Genomic DNA, 15,890 nt, shown 5'->3' with positions numbered 1-15,890 from the left:
ATGAATAATACATCATAACTATTTGTGTATATATAAAAAATTAGCTGAATACCGCCTCTCCGGAAACAGGACGCCTCTTCCCGGAACATACTGATTTCCGGCTGCTGAATATTTTGACGGGGTTCTTTCCCGTTCAGATATCGAAAACTTATAGTCAGATACTTATCAACTGATCAAGCATTACATGCACATACCATAAAATAATATTTGTTGACAAAATCAAGAGGGCAGTGAAAATAAGTGCTGTTCCTATATTTTTTGCTTTTTTCCCTATCTGAAGCGGCGTGTCTTTGATCACCCGCATCCCCGGGGGCGGATAACAACCTGATTTCAGAATTTTTATTGCAAGAGAACTAAGGTGCAAGGCCAATGCTGAAGAAAAAATCGCATTGATAACTGTAATGATGGTCAGAAGCTTTTTGATCTTCACCGTCGCCAGTTCAATATCAGTGGCTATCAGGGATTCAAACTCCTCAATATAAGCAGACAAACTTTGTATCAGAAATAACCCGATAGGAATACAGATAAGCAAGGCAACAATAGTTTGCTTTCTAAGTTTTTTATCAGCCGGAATGATTGGAGGATTCATTGTTTTAAAATATGTGTCAGGTGTTAAGTGTCAGTATATTTTTGTGACCGGGAGATTATTCCGATCATGAGTCTCTGATATAATCAGGTCCGTTATCAGCTTGTCGGCTGTAACGGTCTGAATCGCTGAGGTTCTAAAGTGCTAACCCCGCGTTTTTCAACGCCTTGACCGTTTTCATGATTCGGGGCGTGAATCCGCTGATGATCTGAGAAGCCGTGTGATTCCCTATTCCTTTTATCTGAGAAAGACCGCGTGTTCCGGCCTTTAAAATTTTGTCAACCGAATCAAGTCCCGCTGTTGTCAGCAGCCGGATATTCTTTGTTCCAAGTCCTCTGATTCCGAGGGCAAAAAGCACCACCTGAAACGGGTTGTTTTTACTCTTCTCGATGCTGGCAGCAATCGAACCGCTCTTCTTCTCTCCCAAGCCTTTCAAATTTTTCAGGTCTTCCGCACTGAGCGTGTAAATATCTTCCGGGTATTGAATTTGTTTCTGAGAAATAAGGAGACCCGTGGTTTTGGGACCGAGATATTTAATCTTCATTTTTTTTGAGAACCAGATCAGCCTGGCCTTAACCTGTTCCGGGCAGTCCGTGTTGGGACAAAAATGATGTTTGCCCTTTATTTTTAAAAGGGTTTTGCATACAGGGCATTTTGTCGGCATTTGAAAAATGGCATTTCCCAGTGTGTTTTTTTCAACAACCTGGTCCACCGCGGGGATGACATGACCTCTTCTGGATATTTTCACTGTATCTCCCACTGCCAGCTCCAACTGGCTGATATAATCCTGATTGTGAAGCGTGGCACGGGTGATGTCCGTTCCGCGGATCCTGACAGTACGAAGTTTTGCCACGGGTGTTATTCGTCCCAGACGACCGACCTGCAAATCTATACTTTCAACAACAGTCTCATCTTCAGGGGATTTGAACTTGTACGCGACCGCCCATCTGGGAAAACGTTCGGTACTGCCAAGGCTTTTTCTGGTCCGCATTTCATTGACCTTCACCACAAGGCCGTCAATTTCATACGCCAGTGTGTCCCTTCTCAATATGGCATCTTCGATATATTTTTTAATATCAGAGATATTGCTGACTGTCTGATGGTTGGGATTGGTTCTGAAGCCCAGTTCGGTTAATAAGACGAGCAAATCTGAATGAGCGGTTTTGTCATCTGTATCCCCGCATACTGCTTCAAACAGAAAAATATCCAAGGGGATTTTCGCTGTCTCCGAACTGTTCTTTTTTCTCAGCGCACCGGCTGCCAGATTTCTGGCACTGTCATAAGAGGCCCCGCTTTCCCTGACAAGTCTGGCAAAATCTGCTTTCTTAATAAACACCTCACCTCGGACAGTAAAAGAAAGGGGGGGGTTCAATCTGAGCGGAAGGGGTCTGATGGTACGCGCGTTGTTTGTGATATCATAACCTGTTTTACCATTCCCCCGGGTTGATGCGCAGATTAAAACGCCTTCTTTATAAATCAGTTCAATGGCAGTGCCGTCAATTTTCTCTTCCAAAACAAAAGAGAGTTTTTCTCCGGCTTTTGCCTGAGTTTTCTTTGCCCATGAAATAACCTCTTCTGCTGAATAGCATTTCTCCAGACTCAGCATAGGCGGATTATGCGGAACCTGAGGAAAGGCATTATCCAGTTCGGATCCGACTCTCTTTGAGGGGCTGTCCTGCAAAACAAGATCGGGAAATTCTTTTTCAAGCCTGACAAGCTCGTCAAAAAGTTGGTCATATGCTTTGTCAGATATTTCAGGCTTTCCCAAGACATAATACAAATAATCATGTCTGGTGATCTCCGAACTTAATTTCTGAATTCTTTTTTTGGCAAATTCCTGATCTGTCGCCAGAGCGTTCATTGCCAAGGCGTGAATCATAACCAGAAATATCAGCAATATCTTATTGACATGTCTCATCATACCCTCCTTTTCGTTTTTTTTAAATCGCAGAACAGGATTGCTGTGTCTCTTCTTTTATAATCAGATAAGTACCTAACCATAAGTTTTTAATATCTGCCCGGGAAAGAAACCCGGATTTTTTCCGGAATGATGCTTCTCCGACAAAGGAAAAAGCCGGGTTTCTCTGCCGCTCGGAAAAAAAATTGTATAAAAAACTTTTGATCACTCGATGTTCAAGTTTTTTGACCCGGTTCGAGTAAACAGCCTGTCATTCCTGCGAAAGCAGGAATCCATTTTGGGCATATACGGCGCTTCCGGGAGCAGTGGATTCCTGCTTTCGCAGGAATGACAGAAAAAAACTTGTACATCGAGTGATCAGGTACTTAATTAAACGTTCATGAAAAGAAACCGGGTTTTTCCCCCGGAGATGAAAAGAGACCCGCCTGAAAAATCCGGTTTTTCAGTTATGTTTTCATGGTAAGCCAGTATGAAATTCTTTTCATGTTGTCTGAACCCTGATTTAAGGATTAAAAGATTAACAGGATTAACCTGTTGCTTTTAAAACAATTAATAAACGCTTACGCCCTGTTCAGACAAACAAATACCATAATACTATTTTTCATATTTTGCAATTTTTTAAAAAAAGATCTGTCGCGCCTTTCATGATGTTCCTTCCCCATATTTTGTGTTGACCATTTTGGGTTACTTATGTATTTCAATATTTGAATGTCGGATTTTGTAAAAAATCAAACTTAAAAATGAGTTTTTCTCGATAATCGGTGTCTAATAAAGTAAATACAAAGTTATGGGACGAAGCCCGGCTGATATCTCTCCTGAAACAGAAGGATGAGGAGGCGTTTCGTGTTCTTATTCAGCAATATCAGACCAAACTTTTTGGTATTGCATACAGTATCACTTTGGAAAAAGAGGAAAGTCTGGATATCGTTCAGGAGGTTTTTCTGAAGGTCTGGCAAAATATCCATACATTCAGACAAGATGCAAAGCTTTCAACCTGGCTCCGCCGCATCACTGTCAACCAGTGCCTTAACTGGCAGAGAAGATGGAAGCGGAGGTTCAGGTGGCATCACCAGCCTCTTGAAAGTGATGAGGGCGGGGATTACCCGGAACTGGGGACAGATGATTATCATCCGGAGAGTCTTTATCAAAAAAAGGAATTTGAAAAAATCATATGGGAAACACTCCGGAAACTGCCGGAAGACGCAAGGGCTGTTTTTGTCCTCAAAGAGGCCGAGGGCCTTTCCTACGATGAAATTGCCAGGACCCTGAAAATCAAAAGAGGAACAGTGAGTTCCCGGCTCTTTTACGCGCGAAAAAAATTAAAAGAACTCCTGAAAGAATACATGGATGAGGAGAACAAGCCATGAAAAAAAGCCGCAGAAAATGTGATCCGATCCTGTTAAATAAGTTCTTTGATAAGGAACTCAGGCCGGATGAACGCGCCCAAATGACTGAACATCTCAGAGACTGCCCTTCCTGTCAGAAAGCATTGCAGGAGAATGAATCCCTCTCCGCCCTGTTTACGGACAGTCTTGACAAATCCGTTTCCCAGGCCATACCCGATGATTTCGAATATCGTATAATCTCGAAACTTGAAACTCGAAACTCGAAACTTGAAAGTCTGATTCCAATTCTCAATTCTCAATTCTCAATTCTCAATTCTCTCAAAAAATTTTTTATTCCGGCCATGGCAACGGCGATTCTTATCTTGTTTTTTTCTTTTACCAAACCGCCTGCTTCCGTAGCCGGCCCCAGCGCCATTGTAAGCTCCTTTACGGGGGACATTGCATCTGTTATGATTTTAGAGACACCTGAATCTCACCAGACAATTATCTGGTTTAATGAGACATTTTAATTTCAGGAGCGAAAAATGAGACTCAGAAAATATATCATCGTGTTATTCTTGTCATCTGTTCTGATGATGGGGCTGGCAGATCCGCTCGGGGCTGCCGGACCAAAAATCAATATTGTGGTCAAAACAGTGCTGGCTTCTCAGAATGCCAAATTTGCCGATCCCCGTTTATCTGATCTGATTAAAGAACTTCAGTCGGTTTTTAAATATTCTTCATACCGGCTTCTCAGTCAGAACAACATGACTGTGGGCATGAAAAAAACCGGCAGAGCTTCTCTCCCGGAAAACAGGGTATTAAAGATCACTCCTATAGGGATAAGGGGAAATCGGACCGAACTCCGGCTTGAGCTTTTTAAAAAAAATCGGCAAATATTTCAGACCGTGATCCAGCTTCTGAACCCCGGGGCGATTACCGTGGGAGGGCCAAAATACAAGGGGGGATACCTGCTTTTTAATATTTCAAATTCTTTTTGAACTTTTTTTGAAAAACGGTGTCTAAGGATTTAAAAGGTGTTAGGTGTTAAGTGTTAGGTGTTAGGAAAAATAAAGCTGAAACTTCCGAACCTAACACCTAACACCTAACACCTAACACCTAACACTTAACACCTAACACCCGTTATAAAGGAGGTACAAAATGAAAAAAATGTTTATTGCAATGATCGCAATCGCTGTATGTGTCTGTCTTCTGACTCCCCCGGCCTGGGCCGGTTCCAAACAGCGGCATCGGTGGGAGGGGGTCGCCATTGGTATCGGAGCTGCCATACTTGGAAGCGCCATCATTAATAATTCCCAACGCGACCGGTCTAATGCGACAATACCTGTCAGAAAAGATAAGGTTTATCGTGATCATTATGCGCCGTCCCCTGTTTATGATTGCCCGAAGCGTCCGAGGCATCCCCATCGTCGGGGGCATTGGGAAATCAGAAAGGTATGGGTTCCGCCGACTTATAAAAAGGTTTGGAATCCGGGACATTATAACCGCAGAGGCAAATGGGTTCGCGGGAAATGGATCAAAATTGAAAATGAGCCAGGTTACTGGGTTGAAGATCGTGTATGGACAGGTTCCCGACGATAATCCGAAAAAGGAGTGCCAAAGTTGCACTTTGGCTATACTTTGGCATTCCTTTTGCTAAGATATCTCAGTCCCTCCGGGAGTGAAATTAGTCCGCCAGGTTATAAATCCCTCCACTCACGGATCCCCCTGATTAAGCCCGTATTTTTCCCCAATAAATGAAAATTTGTCCAGCACAGACGGAACTTTCGGTATCCAGAGACTTATATAATCCCAGAGGTTTTCGCTGTTTTCAGCATCGAAAATTAGTTCCCGACATTCCCACCTTTCATCACTGAGATATCCATCTGCCCCGCAGAACTTCCTGATATGTGCCAGAAGTCTTCCCACATCATCCTTTGAAAAACAGGGCAAAGCTATTGAAATACAAGGCTCTGATTTTTCTGATTTCTTCACAAAAGACATATCACAAAGAAGCATTGCCATGCCCACGGGATGATCCATAAAGCTGATCTTGTTGGTAATGGCTTTTTTACCGCACCGATGAAACCATTTGTGTATTACCCGGATGCGCCTGCCCCTGATAACAGAAAATCCGATTTTATCATCATCATATTCTCTGACCATCACATGGCTGTCAAAAAGCCTGTTTATTTCATCAGCTTTCCAATGCGCCAAATCCGCCTGCTCAGGGTCGTGACAAACAGTAAGTTCGGCCAGTAACTTACCATTTTGGCTCTTTATCTGACGAGAATATGAATTTTCTGAAAGCAGCATTCCTATGATCAGGGATCGCTTGTATTTTACGGAATTTATCATTTTTTTGAAGGAAAAAAGTACAGGGAAAAGAGATAAGAACGGGAAGTTTTCTTCCTTTTCTTATCTCTCTTCCTTGTAATTGTTGCCGGATTTCATATTTTTCGCTACAAGGATTTTATATAAGAAGAGGATTATAAGAAATGGATTAAATCCGTTACCATGAAAATACATTCGGAAAAGCCGGGTTTTTTGTCTGTTCCCACCACATATTTTCATGACCGGGGGTGAGAAACCCGGCTTTTTTATGAGCGTTTCTTATGAATCCCGTTTCTTATATGAAATCCCTGTAGAGAAGACGAATTTTAGAATTTCCCATACAATAAAAAAAGGGATTACGCTTTTTATAAAACGTAATCCCTTTAATTTTTATGGTAGCGGGGGCTGGATTCGAACCAACGACCTTCGGGTTATGCTTACCACCACAGTTTTCACTGCCTAAATAAAGTTTGTGGTCTGGACTATCTCTTCACCATCTCCATATAGGAATTAGGTGCCTACCGTTTAGTCTCTACACCTTCTCTGACAATTTGTCAAAGCTTGGCTCGGGATTGCCATATTAAAGGGTTCCCCGAATTTGATAGGTAATCGCACACAAGTTTCCTCATGTACAGCCCATTTCACGATTAACATTCAACTTCTGTTAATCTTGTGAAGTTAAGCCCGACGAGCTACCAGACTGCTCCACCCCGCATCAGCATCTAAAAATAAGTTTCTAACTTACTTTTAAAGATATGTCAAGCTCTTTTTTAAGAAATTATTAAAGAGCCTATTAATTGTTTTAAATGCTCCTGTTCGTCTTTAGATATGTTGTTGTTTTTATACCGCAACAGGATTTGTTTTGTCCGACCGGTATGTCCTGATCTGATCTCTATCAGGGATTTTGGAATCCCAAGACATTTTGACAGATATTTTATACACATCTTATTGGCTGCCCCGTCCACCGGCGGCGCGGTCAGCTTGATTTTCAGAGCATCCCCGTGAAGTCCCACAATGGCATTTTTTGAAGATTTCGGCTGAACAAATATCTTGAACATCACGCCGTCAGAATTTTCCTGTATAAATAACATATTGTCATCAGATCGCATTTACAGCGTCGTTGCTTTTGATAGTGTTGATGATATGGGTTGATGAAATTTTTTCACTGACGGGAAACAGGACAACTCGCCCGCCGAATTGTTCAACAAGCTCATGACCGACAACTTTTTCAGATGTGTAATTGCTGCCTTTTGTGAGGATATCCGGTTTTATAATTTCAATGAGCGTCTTCAATTGTTCTGAAGAAAATATAATCACATAATCCACACTGTCAAGCGCACTTAAAATACGGACACGCTCTTTTGCGCTGATGACCGGCCTTCCGGGGCCTTTGATTGCGCTTACGGACGCGTCATCATCTATGGCAACAATCAGCACATCTCCCAATTGTTTTGAAGCGGAAAAAAGCACGATATGGCCCGCGTGTAAAAGATCAAAACAGCCATTGGTCAGAACAATCTGTTTTCCCTTATTTTTCAATTCCTGTATTAACGTCGGAAGATCAGACAGAGATTTATGTTTAAGCAGCGAATGATCAGAATGGGTGTGCGAAGCTAAGATGAGTTCCTCCCTTGAAACTGTCGCAGTTCCCACCTTTCCCACGACAATACCTGCTGCTGTATTGGCGAGAGCGGCCCCTTCTTCAAAGGATAATCCTGATGCAGCGGCAAGCCCCATCATCGCCACCACCGTGTCACCCGCACCGGAGACATCATAAACCTGCCGCGCCTGTGCGCTGATCTGATGCGGGGATCTGTTCCGGTCAAAAAGAACCATACCGTCCTTACCGCATGTGATCAGCAGGTTGTCAATATCAGCAATTTCAAAAATTTTATGCCCTGACTTCAACAGATCAGATTCATCTGTAATTTCAATGCCTGAGGCAAGGGCTGCCTCTTTTTTATTGGGTGTCAGCAAAGAGATTCCCGCATATTTTGAAAAATCAAACCCTTTGGGGTCAGCAATTGTTATTTTTTTGTGTTTTTTAGCAGCAGCAGTTATGCTTTTTAACAATGCTTTTGTAATCAGCCCTTTGCCATAGTCAGAAATCAGCACCACATCAGCAACAGGTATTTTTTTCTCTATAAATTCAGTGATAAATTCAAGCGTTTGTCCTGAAATATCCTTTTTTGTTTCCCTGTCAATTCGGAGTACATGCTGATGAGCCGCAATAATTCTTGTTTTCCGAGTGGTCAGCCTGCCGGTTTCCCGGATCACCCCGCCCGTATCGGCTCCGAGGTCGTTGAATTTCTCAATCAGACGTTTTCCGTCACTGCGGTCACCAATAACCCCGGCAACCGACACATTTGCGCCCAGGGCAACAAGATTATTGACCACATTTCCCGCTCCGCCCAGGGTGTAATCCTCCCTTTGGACCGAAACAATCTGAACAGGCGCTTCCGGGGAAATGCGGTCAACATCCCCCCAGACATATTCATCAAGCATCAGATCGCCCACAACAAGGACGTGACATTTATTGAAATTTGGAATATTCATAAACATAAGTCTGACAGCACTGCGGCCGCAACAAAATAAAAAATTTCAGCATGTTTTCCCAATCCCATGCCCCTCGCCCCATGCCCCTCGCCCCATGCCCCTTTCGACACAACGCATCAACCCTCCTGAGCAACGTCGGTATTCTGTTTTCGCCGTGCATTTTCCTGACACATTGCCTGGCGATTTCAGCATCAATGCCTTCTGATGTGACAAACAAGGGTCTGATGCTGTTTCCTCTTATTAATTCAGCAGGTTCAGGAGTATCTGCAAACGCTGACTTGGCCACGCCTATGACCGGAATCTGACCCTCCAGCATATCCCAGAGATGTTTGCCCAGTCCGGGTTTTCTGTCTTTTCCCAGATACACATAACCATCAATGAGAATACAAGTGATGCTGTCATGAATTGTATCCAGCAGCGCTTTTATACAAGGCAGTTCTCTCTTATAAAACTGTCCCGGCACATATGCTTCGACATTGCTGACACGGACGGTTATTTCTTTGACAGGCGATTCACTCTCCCATCTTTCAAAAAGGATACCGGCAGCAACCGCGTTGCTTTCTCTGTAATCCACATCTGTGGCTAAAATCATCTGATTGTGAAATTTCACGATTATTCCCGCGTTTGTTAATTTTCAAAATCAAATATGACAAAGACATAAAAATGTAAATGAAAAATTTAAAAAAAATAAAATTAACAGATTCTGATGATAACGCATTCAGGGGAGGCTGGCCAAGCCCCGTGGGTGCGGCATATTTGCAGCAAATCATGCCGGACTGACCAAGCCCCGCGGGGCAATGCTGCTGACTTAGGAAATTCCGGACGGATCCGGAGTGCAAAAATTTTATTTTTGCAATTGCGAAAAAGCATTTTTCGCACTCCGGATAAAATACCGGAAAACCCGCTTACGTTTAAGTCAACAGTATTGGCCCCGCGGAGGCGGCATATTTGCAGCATTCATTATGCCGGGCCTGGCCAAGCCCCGTGGGAACGGCATATTTGTGGCATTCATCATGCCGGGCCGGCCAAGCCCCATATGCATCAGGTTGCAGAAGGAAAATTCAGCTTAGTTTCCATTTCTGCAAAAATATTTTCCAGTTCGGCAAGGCTTTTGCTTTCAAGCGCTTTCTCAGACCACACTGTCTGTCTGAGCATTCTCTGGGCCATGAGTATCGCACCGATTAACCTTCCTTCCTCTCTTCCTACCTTTCTTCCTTTCCTTTCCGCGGCCGCCAGCATGGAGACCTCGTCCTTCAGGGCTTTCTCCCTCATTTCCGCCTGCTGGCGGGTCAGTTCGTCGGCGCTCAGACTTTCCAGCACACCGAACGCCTTGCGGATTTTCGGATTGGTGTAATGCTCTCTCATTTTTCTGTCCCCCTCCTCATGCGCATGGTTGAAAAAATGAAGCCATTCCAGCAGATTCTTATTCCCGTATTTCTCAGCGATCCGCCTCAGCTTGGGAAGCTCGAAAATGTGCAGGCACATGTCATCTGTCAGGCGGAGATCAGGATGATTCCGGTCTCTCAGTTCGAAGCGGAAATGAAATGTTTTCTCATAATCGGGAAATTCCGTGTAGTCCAGAAAATGAATGCCGATGACCGGACGCAGCTTTTCATAATCCTGCCCCGATTGAAGCTGTTCCGAGTACATCCTGCTCAGATAATAGAGAATCCGTTTAGAATAAGAATCGTATTTCCGCACCTGCATCTCGATATCGTAATGATTTCCCTGTGCGTCGCTCGCACGGATATCCAGGATAATAAATTTTTTCGTCAGTTCTTCCGGCAGAATCGCGGGATTTTTCACTTCAACAGACAGAATCTGCCGATCCTCAGGCAGATCCAGCACGGAATTGACAAGGTCCGTCAGAATTTCCGTATCCTGAGTAAAAAGCTTTTTGAACACAATGTCAAGCCTCGGGCTCAGTAAAAATTTCAAAATATTATCTCTCCTGATTACGGTTCAATCTTCCCTCCGATTTGGTAAAAATATTTTTTTGTCAAACAGGCTTTGCAGCCCCATCCGAAAGGCTTACAGCCATGTTCGGTGAACAAGCAGCTATGTATAATTAAGCGTTGTAGATTTGCGATGTCCCTCCGCGGTCACAGTAACAGACAATATTTGTTCTTCGTTCACCTTGAAATTGACCTCGATATCCAATTCTCCCGCAGGCCTGGGCGGTAAATTCGTAATCTGTATTGTTCCGATATGAGAGTGCGTTTCCGCTTTGACGATTCTGCCCGAGCCTTGAAAAATCTCGATATCCAATGAAGTGGCATTGTCCTCATTTGTGGTAAAAAGTCGTTTCACCGAACACGGGGTTTTACGGTTTGCCGGGATAATTTCCGTGAAATAATCTCCCGCGGTTTTGAGACCCAGGGCATGACAGGTCCGCGTGCGAATAATAATTTCCTTGTCAAAAAACTCCTTATCATCCAGATACGCGGCATACATGGACGCGCCTTCTGCAACGCTCGTGGAAGGGTTAATATTTCCCCATACTTTTTCTCCCCCCACAACATCATCCAACAAAGCTTTCACACACGGGATACCACTTGAGCCGCCGACCCGGATCACCCGGTCCACCTCAGAAGGCTTCACCCCGGCCTTTGCCCAGAGGCTGTCAATAATGCCCTCAATCTTATGTAAATAATGTATTATTGATTTTTCAAATTCACCGCGTGTCATTGAAATCTCAATATGCTTATCAGGAAGGATAAAAGGAATCGCGACAAAATATTCACTCGAAGCACCGAGCGCGATCTTTGCATTCACAGCATGTTCAAACAGATTTTTCTGAGCTTTGTTGAACAATACAGGATCCAGCCCTTGCAGGGAGACCTCGCCTTTTTCCAGGATCACATCTCCCAGACATTTGTCAAAATCCATTCCCCCGAGACGGTCATCTCCGCCGGCCCCGAGAACTTCAAAAATCAGTTCTGTTTTCGTATGCTCCAAATGAAACAATGTCAGATCAAATGTACCACCGCCAAGATCAAACACCAGGATATTCTGACTGAATTCCTGTTCAGAATGTTCCTCACACAATTGAAACGCATAAAGCAAAGATGCGGCAATCGGCTCCTGAATGATTCCGATGCAGTTAATGTCCGCCATTTCAGCAGCCTGGCGGGTGTTGTCAATCTGGTGCGCTTTGAAATAAAACGGAACCGTGACCACGCTGCCCCGGCTGCTGAATACGCCTTTGGGGTATTGGGATTTGGCATCATTATAAATTTTTTTCAGAATCATGGCGGACAATTCAACAGGCGTAAATGCCTTGCCCCCGAGATGCACATTGTGAGCCGTCTCATCCATAAGCCTTTTGACGCCCACAATCATATTTTCAGGACTCATCAGTCCCCGGTGATATGCAATCCGTCCCACGATCATCTCATCATTTGCAGGATTCCGATAAACAACGGACTGAGTGGTATCCAGTCCTGTTTTATTCTGGATGATCCGGGGGCCTCTCCCGTCTGTCCATCTTGCCACCGCGCTGAACGTCGTACCCAAATCAAAACCCAAAACCGGATTTGTATCACTGTCAACACCCATTTGAAATCTCTCCTCACCCTTACTCGTTCCCAGGCTCTGCCTGGGAATGCGTGTTCGGAGGCTCCGCCTCCTGCACTGCCAGGGAAACCCAAAACCGGATTTGTATCACTGTCAACACCCATTTGAAATCTCTCCTCAACCTTACTCGTTCCCAGGCTCTGCCTGGGAATGCGTATTCGGAGGCTCCGCCTCCTGCACTGCCAGGGAACCTTACTCGTTTACTCGTTCCCAGGCTCTGCCTGGGAATGCGTGTTCGGAGGCTCCGCCTCCTGCACTGCCAGGGAAACCCAAAACCGGATTTGTATCACTGTCAACACCCATTTGAAATCTCTCCTCAACCTTACTCGTTCCCAGGCTCTGCCTGGGAATGCGTATTCGGAGGCTCCGCCTCCTGCACTGTCAGGGAACGAATTCTCAATTTTTAACAACAATAACCTGGGCAGCACGAAGCACCTGAAGATTTTCATCCTGAGTTGTGAATACATAGCCATCTCTGGAAATTTCTCTGATTTGCTCATTCTCCATTTCAGGATCAGATTCCACGCCAAAAGGCTCGTGACGTTCAAAATCAATAGTTGCGCCGGGCGCTATGTCCATTCGGCGGACGCCCAGTCTTTCAAGCAATTCTGTTAATACATCCTGCAAATCCGCGTAGGTTTTAAACCAGTTTTCTATTTCCCCGATGTTCTCCGTATATTTTTCTTTCAATTCAGCGATGCGTTTTATCAAATGGTTTTTGCCGTCATTAATGCCATCAAGTATGGGCAGAACCTGTCGTGTGAGAAAATCCAGGACCCCCTTTTTCCGATTCTCCGCGATTTCATTTAAATTGGAAACAATCCTGTAGTTTTCCATACCCACAACATTCAGCTTTTTATTTATCTTTTTCAATGCTGAAGATTTGATTGTCTCTCCTTCCAGGGTGGTTTTCCATTCCTCCTCATCAAGTTCCTTCAGATTTTCCTCAAACATGATATCCTCAGCCAGCGCATTCAGGCGGGTGTCTGTTTCCACCAGACGGTTGAGCATTCTTGCGATGATGTTCAGCCCTTCCTGATTGTTCCGGAGTTCATTTTTTAACTCATCTGACAGCGTTTCCAATAATTTCTGACTGCCGTCAACAATATCTTTTGCAGAAGTGTTTACGGTTTCAATACCGGCTCTGAGTTTTTTTCCCTGGACCTTCCAATACTGGGCAGCCTTTAAAGAAATATCAATTCTCTCTTTGTCTTCTGTGAGCTGGTCCTGTTCCTTTTTCTTTGCATGAGCGATCAGGGCTTCAATATCCAAGGATGACGGAGGTGAAACTGACTCGGAATTCTCGGGAAGCCCTTCTTCGGCGTTTTGCTGATCTTTCATCTGATCCAGACGTGAGTTGAGCTGTTCCAGTTTTTCTTCCAGTCTCCGCATTCTGCAATCCAACGCTTCCCGGGATTTCTCATTATCTTTTGTTTTCCTTGCCAATTTATCCACATCCGCTTTTAGCTTGTTTAAAATTTGACACATATTTTTATTCAGGGTTTTGCATGTGTCTGATGTGATTTTTTTTATAAACGCGTAATTTGTATAAGACAGACTTTTTCCTATTTTTTCCGTAAAACGCATCGCTCGTTCATCCTTTTTTTGGTCTGTATTTTAAATATTCTCAGCAGATCGAAAAGTTTTCGGGCTGTCGGGGGACAGACACGGCGAACGGGGAAGAAACCCGGCTTTTTCCGGCGGGGGGAGCCTTCTGTCCGGGAAAAAAAGCCGGGTTTCGATCTGCCGGACGGGGTTTGCAACCCCGTCCGAAATATTTTCCGACCCCCGAAAACAAACGTTTCGGACGGGGTTGCAAACCCCGTCCGGCAGTCTTAGCCTGATGCATATGGGAAGAAACCCGGCTTTTTTCGGCGGGGGAAGCCTTCTGTCCGGGAAAAAAAGCCGGGTTTCTCTGCCATGCCGCACACAGTCCGGAAACTTTTCGATCTAGTGATTCTCATCCGTCATCTGTCCGTAATCAATTTTTAATACCTGATCGGCAACATGAAAATAATGATCATCATGGGTGACAGCGATAACGGTTTTGCCCCGGGATTTAAATTCCGGCAGCAAAGTTTCATAAAAGTATTGCCGAAAATCAGGATCCTGATCAGCCGCCCATTCATCAAAGAGATACACGGGTCTGTCTTCCAGAACAGCAATGACCAGTGCCAGTCTTTTTCTTTGGCCTGAGGATAAGTCGAGTGTGCTGAACGCCATCCCTGTGAACTTGACTTTTTCGTCCAGTTGCACGAGCATGAGCAGTTCCTCCGCTTTTTCTTTATCTATATGCGTCATCCCGTATAATCGGTCGGACAGATGGAAATCTGCGAAAACAGCAGAAAACAGGTGGCGATACGATGTGATTTTTATCTTTTGGTTATTCAGACAAATCGTCCCGGAACTGCTGTGATACAGACCTGCCATCAGCTTTAACAGGGTGGATTTGCCGCTGCCGTTTCCGCCGGTGATAAACACGATATCCCCGGCATGTACCGAGATCGTCAGAGGCCCCACTGAAAAAGCTGTTCTGCCGTTCTCCTCATACATGAAAGCAATATTCTCATATCTGAGCTTTTCAAACACTAGAGGCTCCTCTATTTCGCTGACCGGGTCCTGCTGCTCCGCATCCAGGTTTGCTAAAATTTTCTGCATCTGATACAATCGCTGAACAGAGAAACCTGCCAGCACGAACCGGGGAACATTTTCTATCAGCGCGGCCATGGGCAAAAGAAGCACAAGTCCCACAAAAATAAGCAGCATATCCCCGGAAAACAGTCCCCACAGAGGAAATATCATCACAATGGCAACGAGCAGAGCTTTCCATGAACCGTAAGAGACCGTATAACTGTTGATGGTATGCTGATGGGCCAGGAGTTTTAATTCCTGAAACCGGGAACTGCGGTGTCTGAGGCAGTTATGAAAAAAATCGTTATCCTTTTTGCTATTAAGTTTGAGTTCCTTAAAACCGTCAAACATATCTCTGAATGCCTCAAACAGTTTTTTTTCCTGCTCCCGAACCTGTTCCATGACCTGTCTGACGAGAATCTGGCTGTGAACATAAAATCCTCCGGCAACACATCCGGCCAAAACTGCCAAAAAAAACACGGTGGGAGAAAGAAACGCCAGATAAATCAGCGCGGTGATAACCCTGATAATTGCTCTGCCTGAAATTGCAATCAGATTGGAAAGTTCAGACACAGACCTGACATCAGATGTCAGCACTGTGTAAATTTTTTCCTGTCCTATTTTCTCAAAAGAATAGAGATCCGTATTTCTGATATGCTCTATCAGCCTCAGACGGATATGAGCGATACGGTCTTCCACACAGTCAAACAGTTTTTTATTCAGTTCCCGGGTCGCGATAATATACAAAATGAGCGTGAGAATGAATAATATAAAGAGCCTGTCTTCTGAGTCGCCGTCACACGGGCTGAATGTTGAATAAAAAAGGATGACAGGAATAATGATCTCACATGCCCCTGCCAATACGCCGAAACAGACAAGCGATGTGAAGGAAGTCGGGGACCCGTTTTTCCACAGATGCGAAAAATCAGATTTATTCAACCATTTTTTAATAAAGAATGCCATT

14 protein-coding genes are annotated in these 15,890 nt (G+C 44.4%); 4 read left to right on the top strand and 10 right to left on the bottom strand.

Going from position 1 to position 15,890, the window contains the following annotated elements:
- Positions 1-154 precede the first annotated feature (154 nt).
- Positions 155-589: a hypothetical protein gene (locus tag dnm_RS30005; protein WP_207680536.1), complete on the bottom strand. Its 435-nt coding sequence runs from the start codon at positions 587-589 to the stop codon at positions 155-157.
- A 133-nt stretch (positions 590-722) separates the two neighbouring features.
- Positions 723-2,507, bottom strand: a complete 1,785-nt coding sequence (gene ligA / locus dnm_RS30000) for an NAD-dependent DNA ligase LigA (protein ID WP_207680535.1) — start codon at positions 2,505-2,507, stop codon at positions 723-725.
- A 758-nt stretch (positions 2,508-3,265) separates the two neighbouring features.
- On the opposite strand from ligA, the gene dnm_RS29995 reads away from it, so the two are divergent.
- From dnm_RS29995 to dnm_RS29980, 4 genes are all read left to right on the top strand, one after another.
- On the top strand, positions 3,266-3,871 hold the full coding sequence (locus dnm_RS29995) for an RNA polymerase sigma factor (protein ID WP_207680534.1): 606 nt from the start codon (positions 3,266-3,268) through the stop codon (positions 3,869-3,871).
- Entirely contained in the window at positions 3,868-4,359 is a 492-nt protein-coding gene (locus dnm_RS29990; protein ID WP_207680533.1) for an anti-sigma factor family protein, read from the top strand. The genes dnm_RS29995 and dnm_RS29990 overlap by 4 nt, the downstream gene beginning before the upstream one ends.
- Before the next feature lie 15 nt (positions 4,360-4,374).
- Positions 4,375-4,830 carry a hypothetical protein gene (locus dnm_RS29985; protein ID WP_207680532.1) on the top strand — a complete coding sequence of 152 codons (456 nt, stop codon included), beginning with the start codon at positions 4,375-4,377 and terminating at the stop codon, positions 4,828-4,830.
- A gap of 160 nt (positions 4,831-4,990) precedes the next feature.
- The gene (locus dnm_RS29980; protein ID WP_207680531.1) at positions 4,991-5,431 is read left to right on the top strand and encodes a hypothetical protein; all 441 of its coding nucleotides are present in this window, start codon (positions 4,991-4,993) and stop codon (positions 5,429-5,431) included.
- 114 nt (positions 5,432-5,545) lie between these two features.
- Here dnm_RS29980 and dnm_RS29975 read toward each other — a convergent pair whose 3' ends face one another.
- The 8 genes from dnm_RS29975 to dnm_RS29940 form a co-directional block, all read right to left on the bottom strand.
- Positions 5,546-6,187 (bottom strand): hypothetical protein, encoded by a 642-nt coding sequence (locus dnm_RS29975; protein WP_207680530.1) that lies wholly within the window; start codon positions 6,185-6,187, stop codon positions 5,546-5,548.
- A 746-nt stretch (positions 6,188-6,933) separates the two neighbouring features.
- On the bottom strand, positions 6,934-7,254 hold the full coding sequence (locus dnm_RS29970; RefSeq protein ID WP_207680529.1) for a DUF167 domain-containing protein: 321 nt from the start codon (positions 7,252-7,254) through the stop codon (positions 6,934-6,936).
- Between the two features lie 7 nt (positions 7,255-7,261).
- A complete protein-coding gene (gene rfaE1 / locus dnm_RS29965) occupies positions 7,262-8,719 on the bottom strand; it encodes a D-glycero-beta-D-manno-heptose-7-phosphate kinase (protein WP_246556148.1) in 1,458 nt (485 codons plus the stop codon).
- Positions 8,697-9,329: an endonuclease V gene (locus dnm_RS29960; RefSeq protein WP_207680527.1), complete on the bottom strand. Its 633-nt coding sequence runs from the start codon at positions 9,327-9,329 to the stop codon at positions 8,697-8,699. The genes rfaE1 and dnm_RS29960 overlap by 23 nt, the downstream gene beginning before the upstream one ends.
- 431 nt (positions 9,330-9,760) lie before the next feature.
- Entirely contained in the window at positions 9,761-10,657 is an 897-nt protein-coding gene (locus tag dnm_RS29955) for an Rpn family recombination-promoting nuclease/putative transposase (RefSeq protein ID WP_207680526.1), read from the bottom strand.
- A 120-nt stretch (positions 10,658-10,777) separates the two neighbouring features.
- A complete protein-coding gene (locus dnm_RS29950) occupies positions 10,778-12,277 on the bottom strand; it encodes an Hsp70 family protein (protein WP_207680525.1) in 1,500 nt (499 codons plus the stop codon).
- A gap of 414 nt (positions 12,278-12,691) precedes the next feature.
- The gene (grpE, locus tag dnm_RS29945) at positions 12,692-13,882 is read right to left on the bottom strand and encodes a nucleotide exchange factor GrpE (protein ID WP_207680524.1); all 1,191 of its coding nucleotides are present in this window, start codon (positions 13,880-13,882) and stop codon (positions 12,692-12,694) included.
- 363 nt (positions 13,883-14,245) lie between these two features.
- Positions 14,246-15,889, bottom strand: coding sequence for a cyclic peptide export ABC transporter (locus tag dnm_RS29940; RefSeq protein WP_207680523.1), 1,644 nt, complete (start codon positions 15,887-15,889; stop codon positions 14,246-14,248).
- Position 15,890 lies beyond the last annotated feature (1 nt).

It is taken from the genome of Desulfonema magnum (genome assembly GCF_017377395.1).
Classification (GTDB): domain Bacteria; phylum Desulfobacterota; class Desulfobacteria; order Desulfobacterales; family 4be13; genus Desulfonema_C; species Desulfonema_C magnum.
The sequence above is the reverse complement of the archived record's forward strand: the minus strand, read 5'-3'. Positions and strand labels throughout refer to the sequence as shown.

Coding starts and splice junctions, on each gene's coding strand:
- dnm_RS30005 (WP_207680536.1), bottom strand. CDS start 589: ATGAATCCTCCAATCATTCCGGCTGATAAAAAACTTAGAAAGCAAACT.
- ligA (WP_207680535.1), bottom strand. CDS start 2,507: ATGATGAGACATGTCAATAAGATATTGCTGATATTTCTGGTTATGATT.
- dnm_RS29990 (WP_207680533.1), top strand. CDS start 3,868: ATGAAAAAAAGCCGCAGAAAATGTGATCCGATCCTGTTAAATAAGTTC.
- dnm_RS29985 (WP_207680532.1), top strand. CDS start 4,375: ATGAGACTCAGAAAATATATCATCGTGTTATTCTTGTCATCTGTTCTG.
- dnm_RS29980 (WP_207680531.1), top strand. CDS start 4,991: ATGAAAAAAATGTTTATTGCAATGATCGCAATCGCTGTATGTGTCTGT.
- dnm_RS29975 (WP_207680530.1), bottom strand. CDS start 6,187: ATGATAAATTCCGTAAAATACAAGCGATCCCTGATCATAGGAATGCTG.
- dnm_RS29970 (WP_207680529.1), bottom strand. CDS start 7,254: ATGTTATTTATACAGGAAAATTCTGACGGCGTGATGTTCAAGATATTT.
- rfaE1 (WP_246556148.1), bottom strand. CDS start 8,719: ATGAATATTCCAAATTTCAATAAATGTCACGTCCTTGTTGTGGGCGAT.
- dnm_RS29950 (WP_207680525.1), bottom strand. CDS start 12,277: ATGGGTGTTGACAGTGATACAAATCCGGTTTTGGGTTTTGATTTGGGT.
- grpE (WP_207680524.1), bottom strand. CDS start 13,882: ATGCGTTTTACGGAAAAAATAGGAAAAAGTCTGTCTTATACAAATTAC.
- dnm_RS29940 (WP_207680523.1), bottom strand. CDS start 15,889: ATGGCATTCTTTATTAAAAAATGGTTGAATAAATCTGATTTTTCGCAT.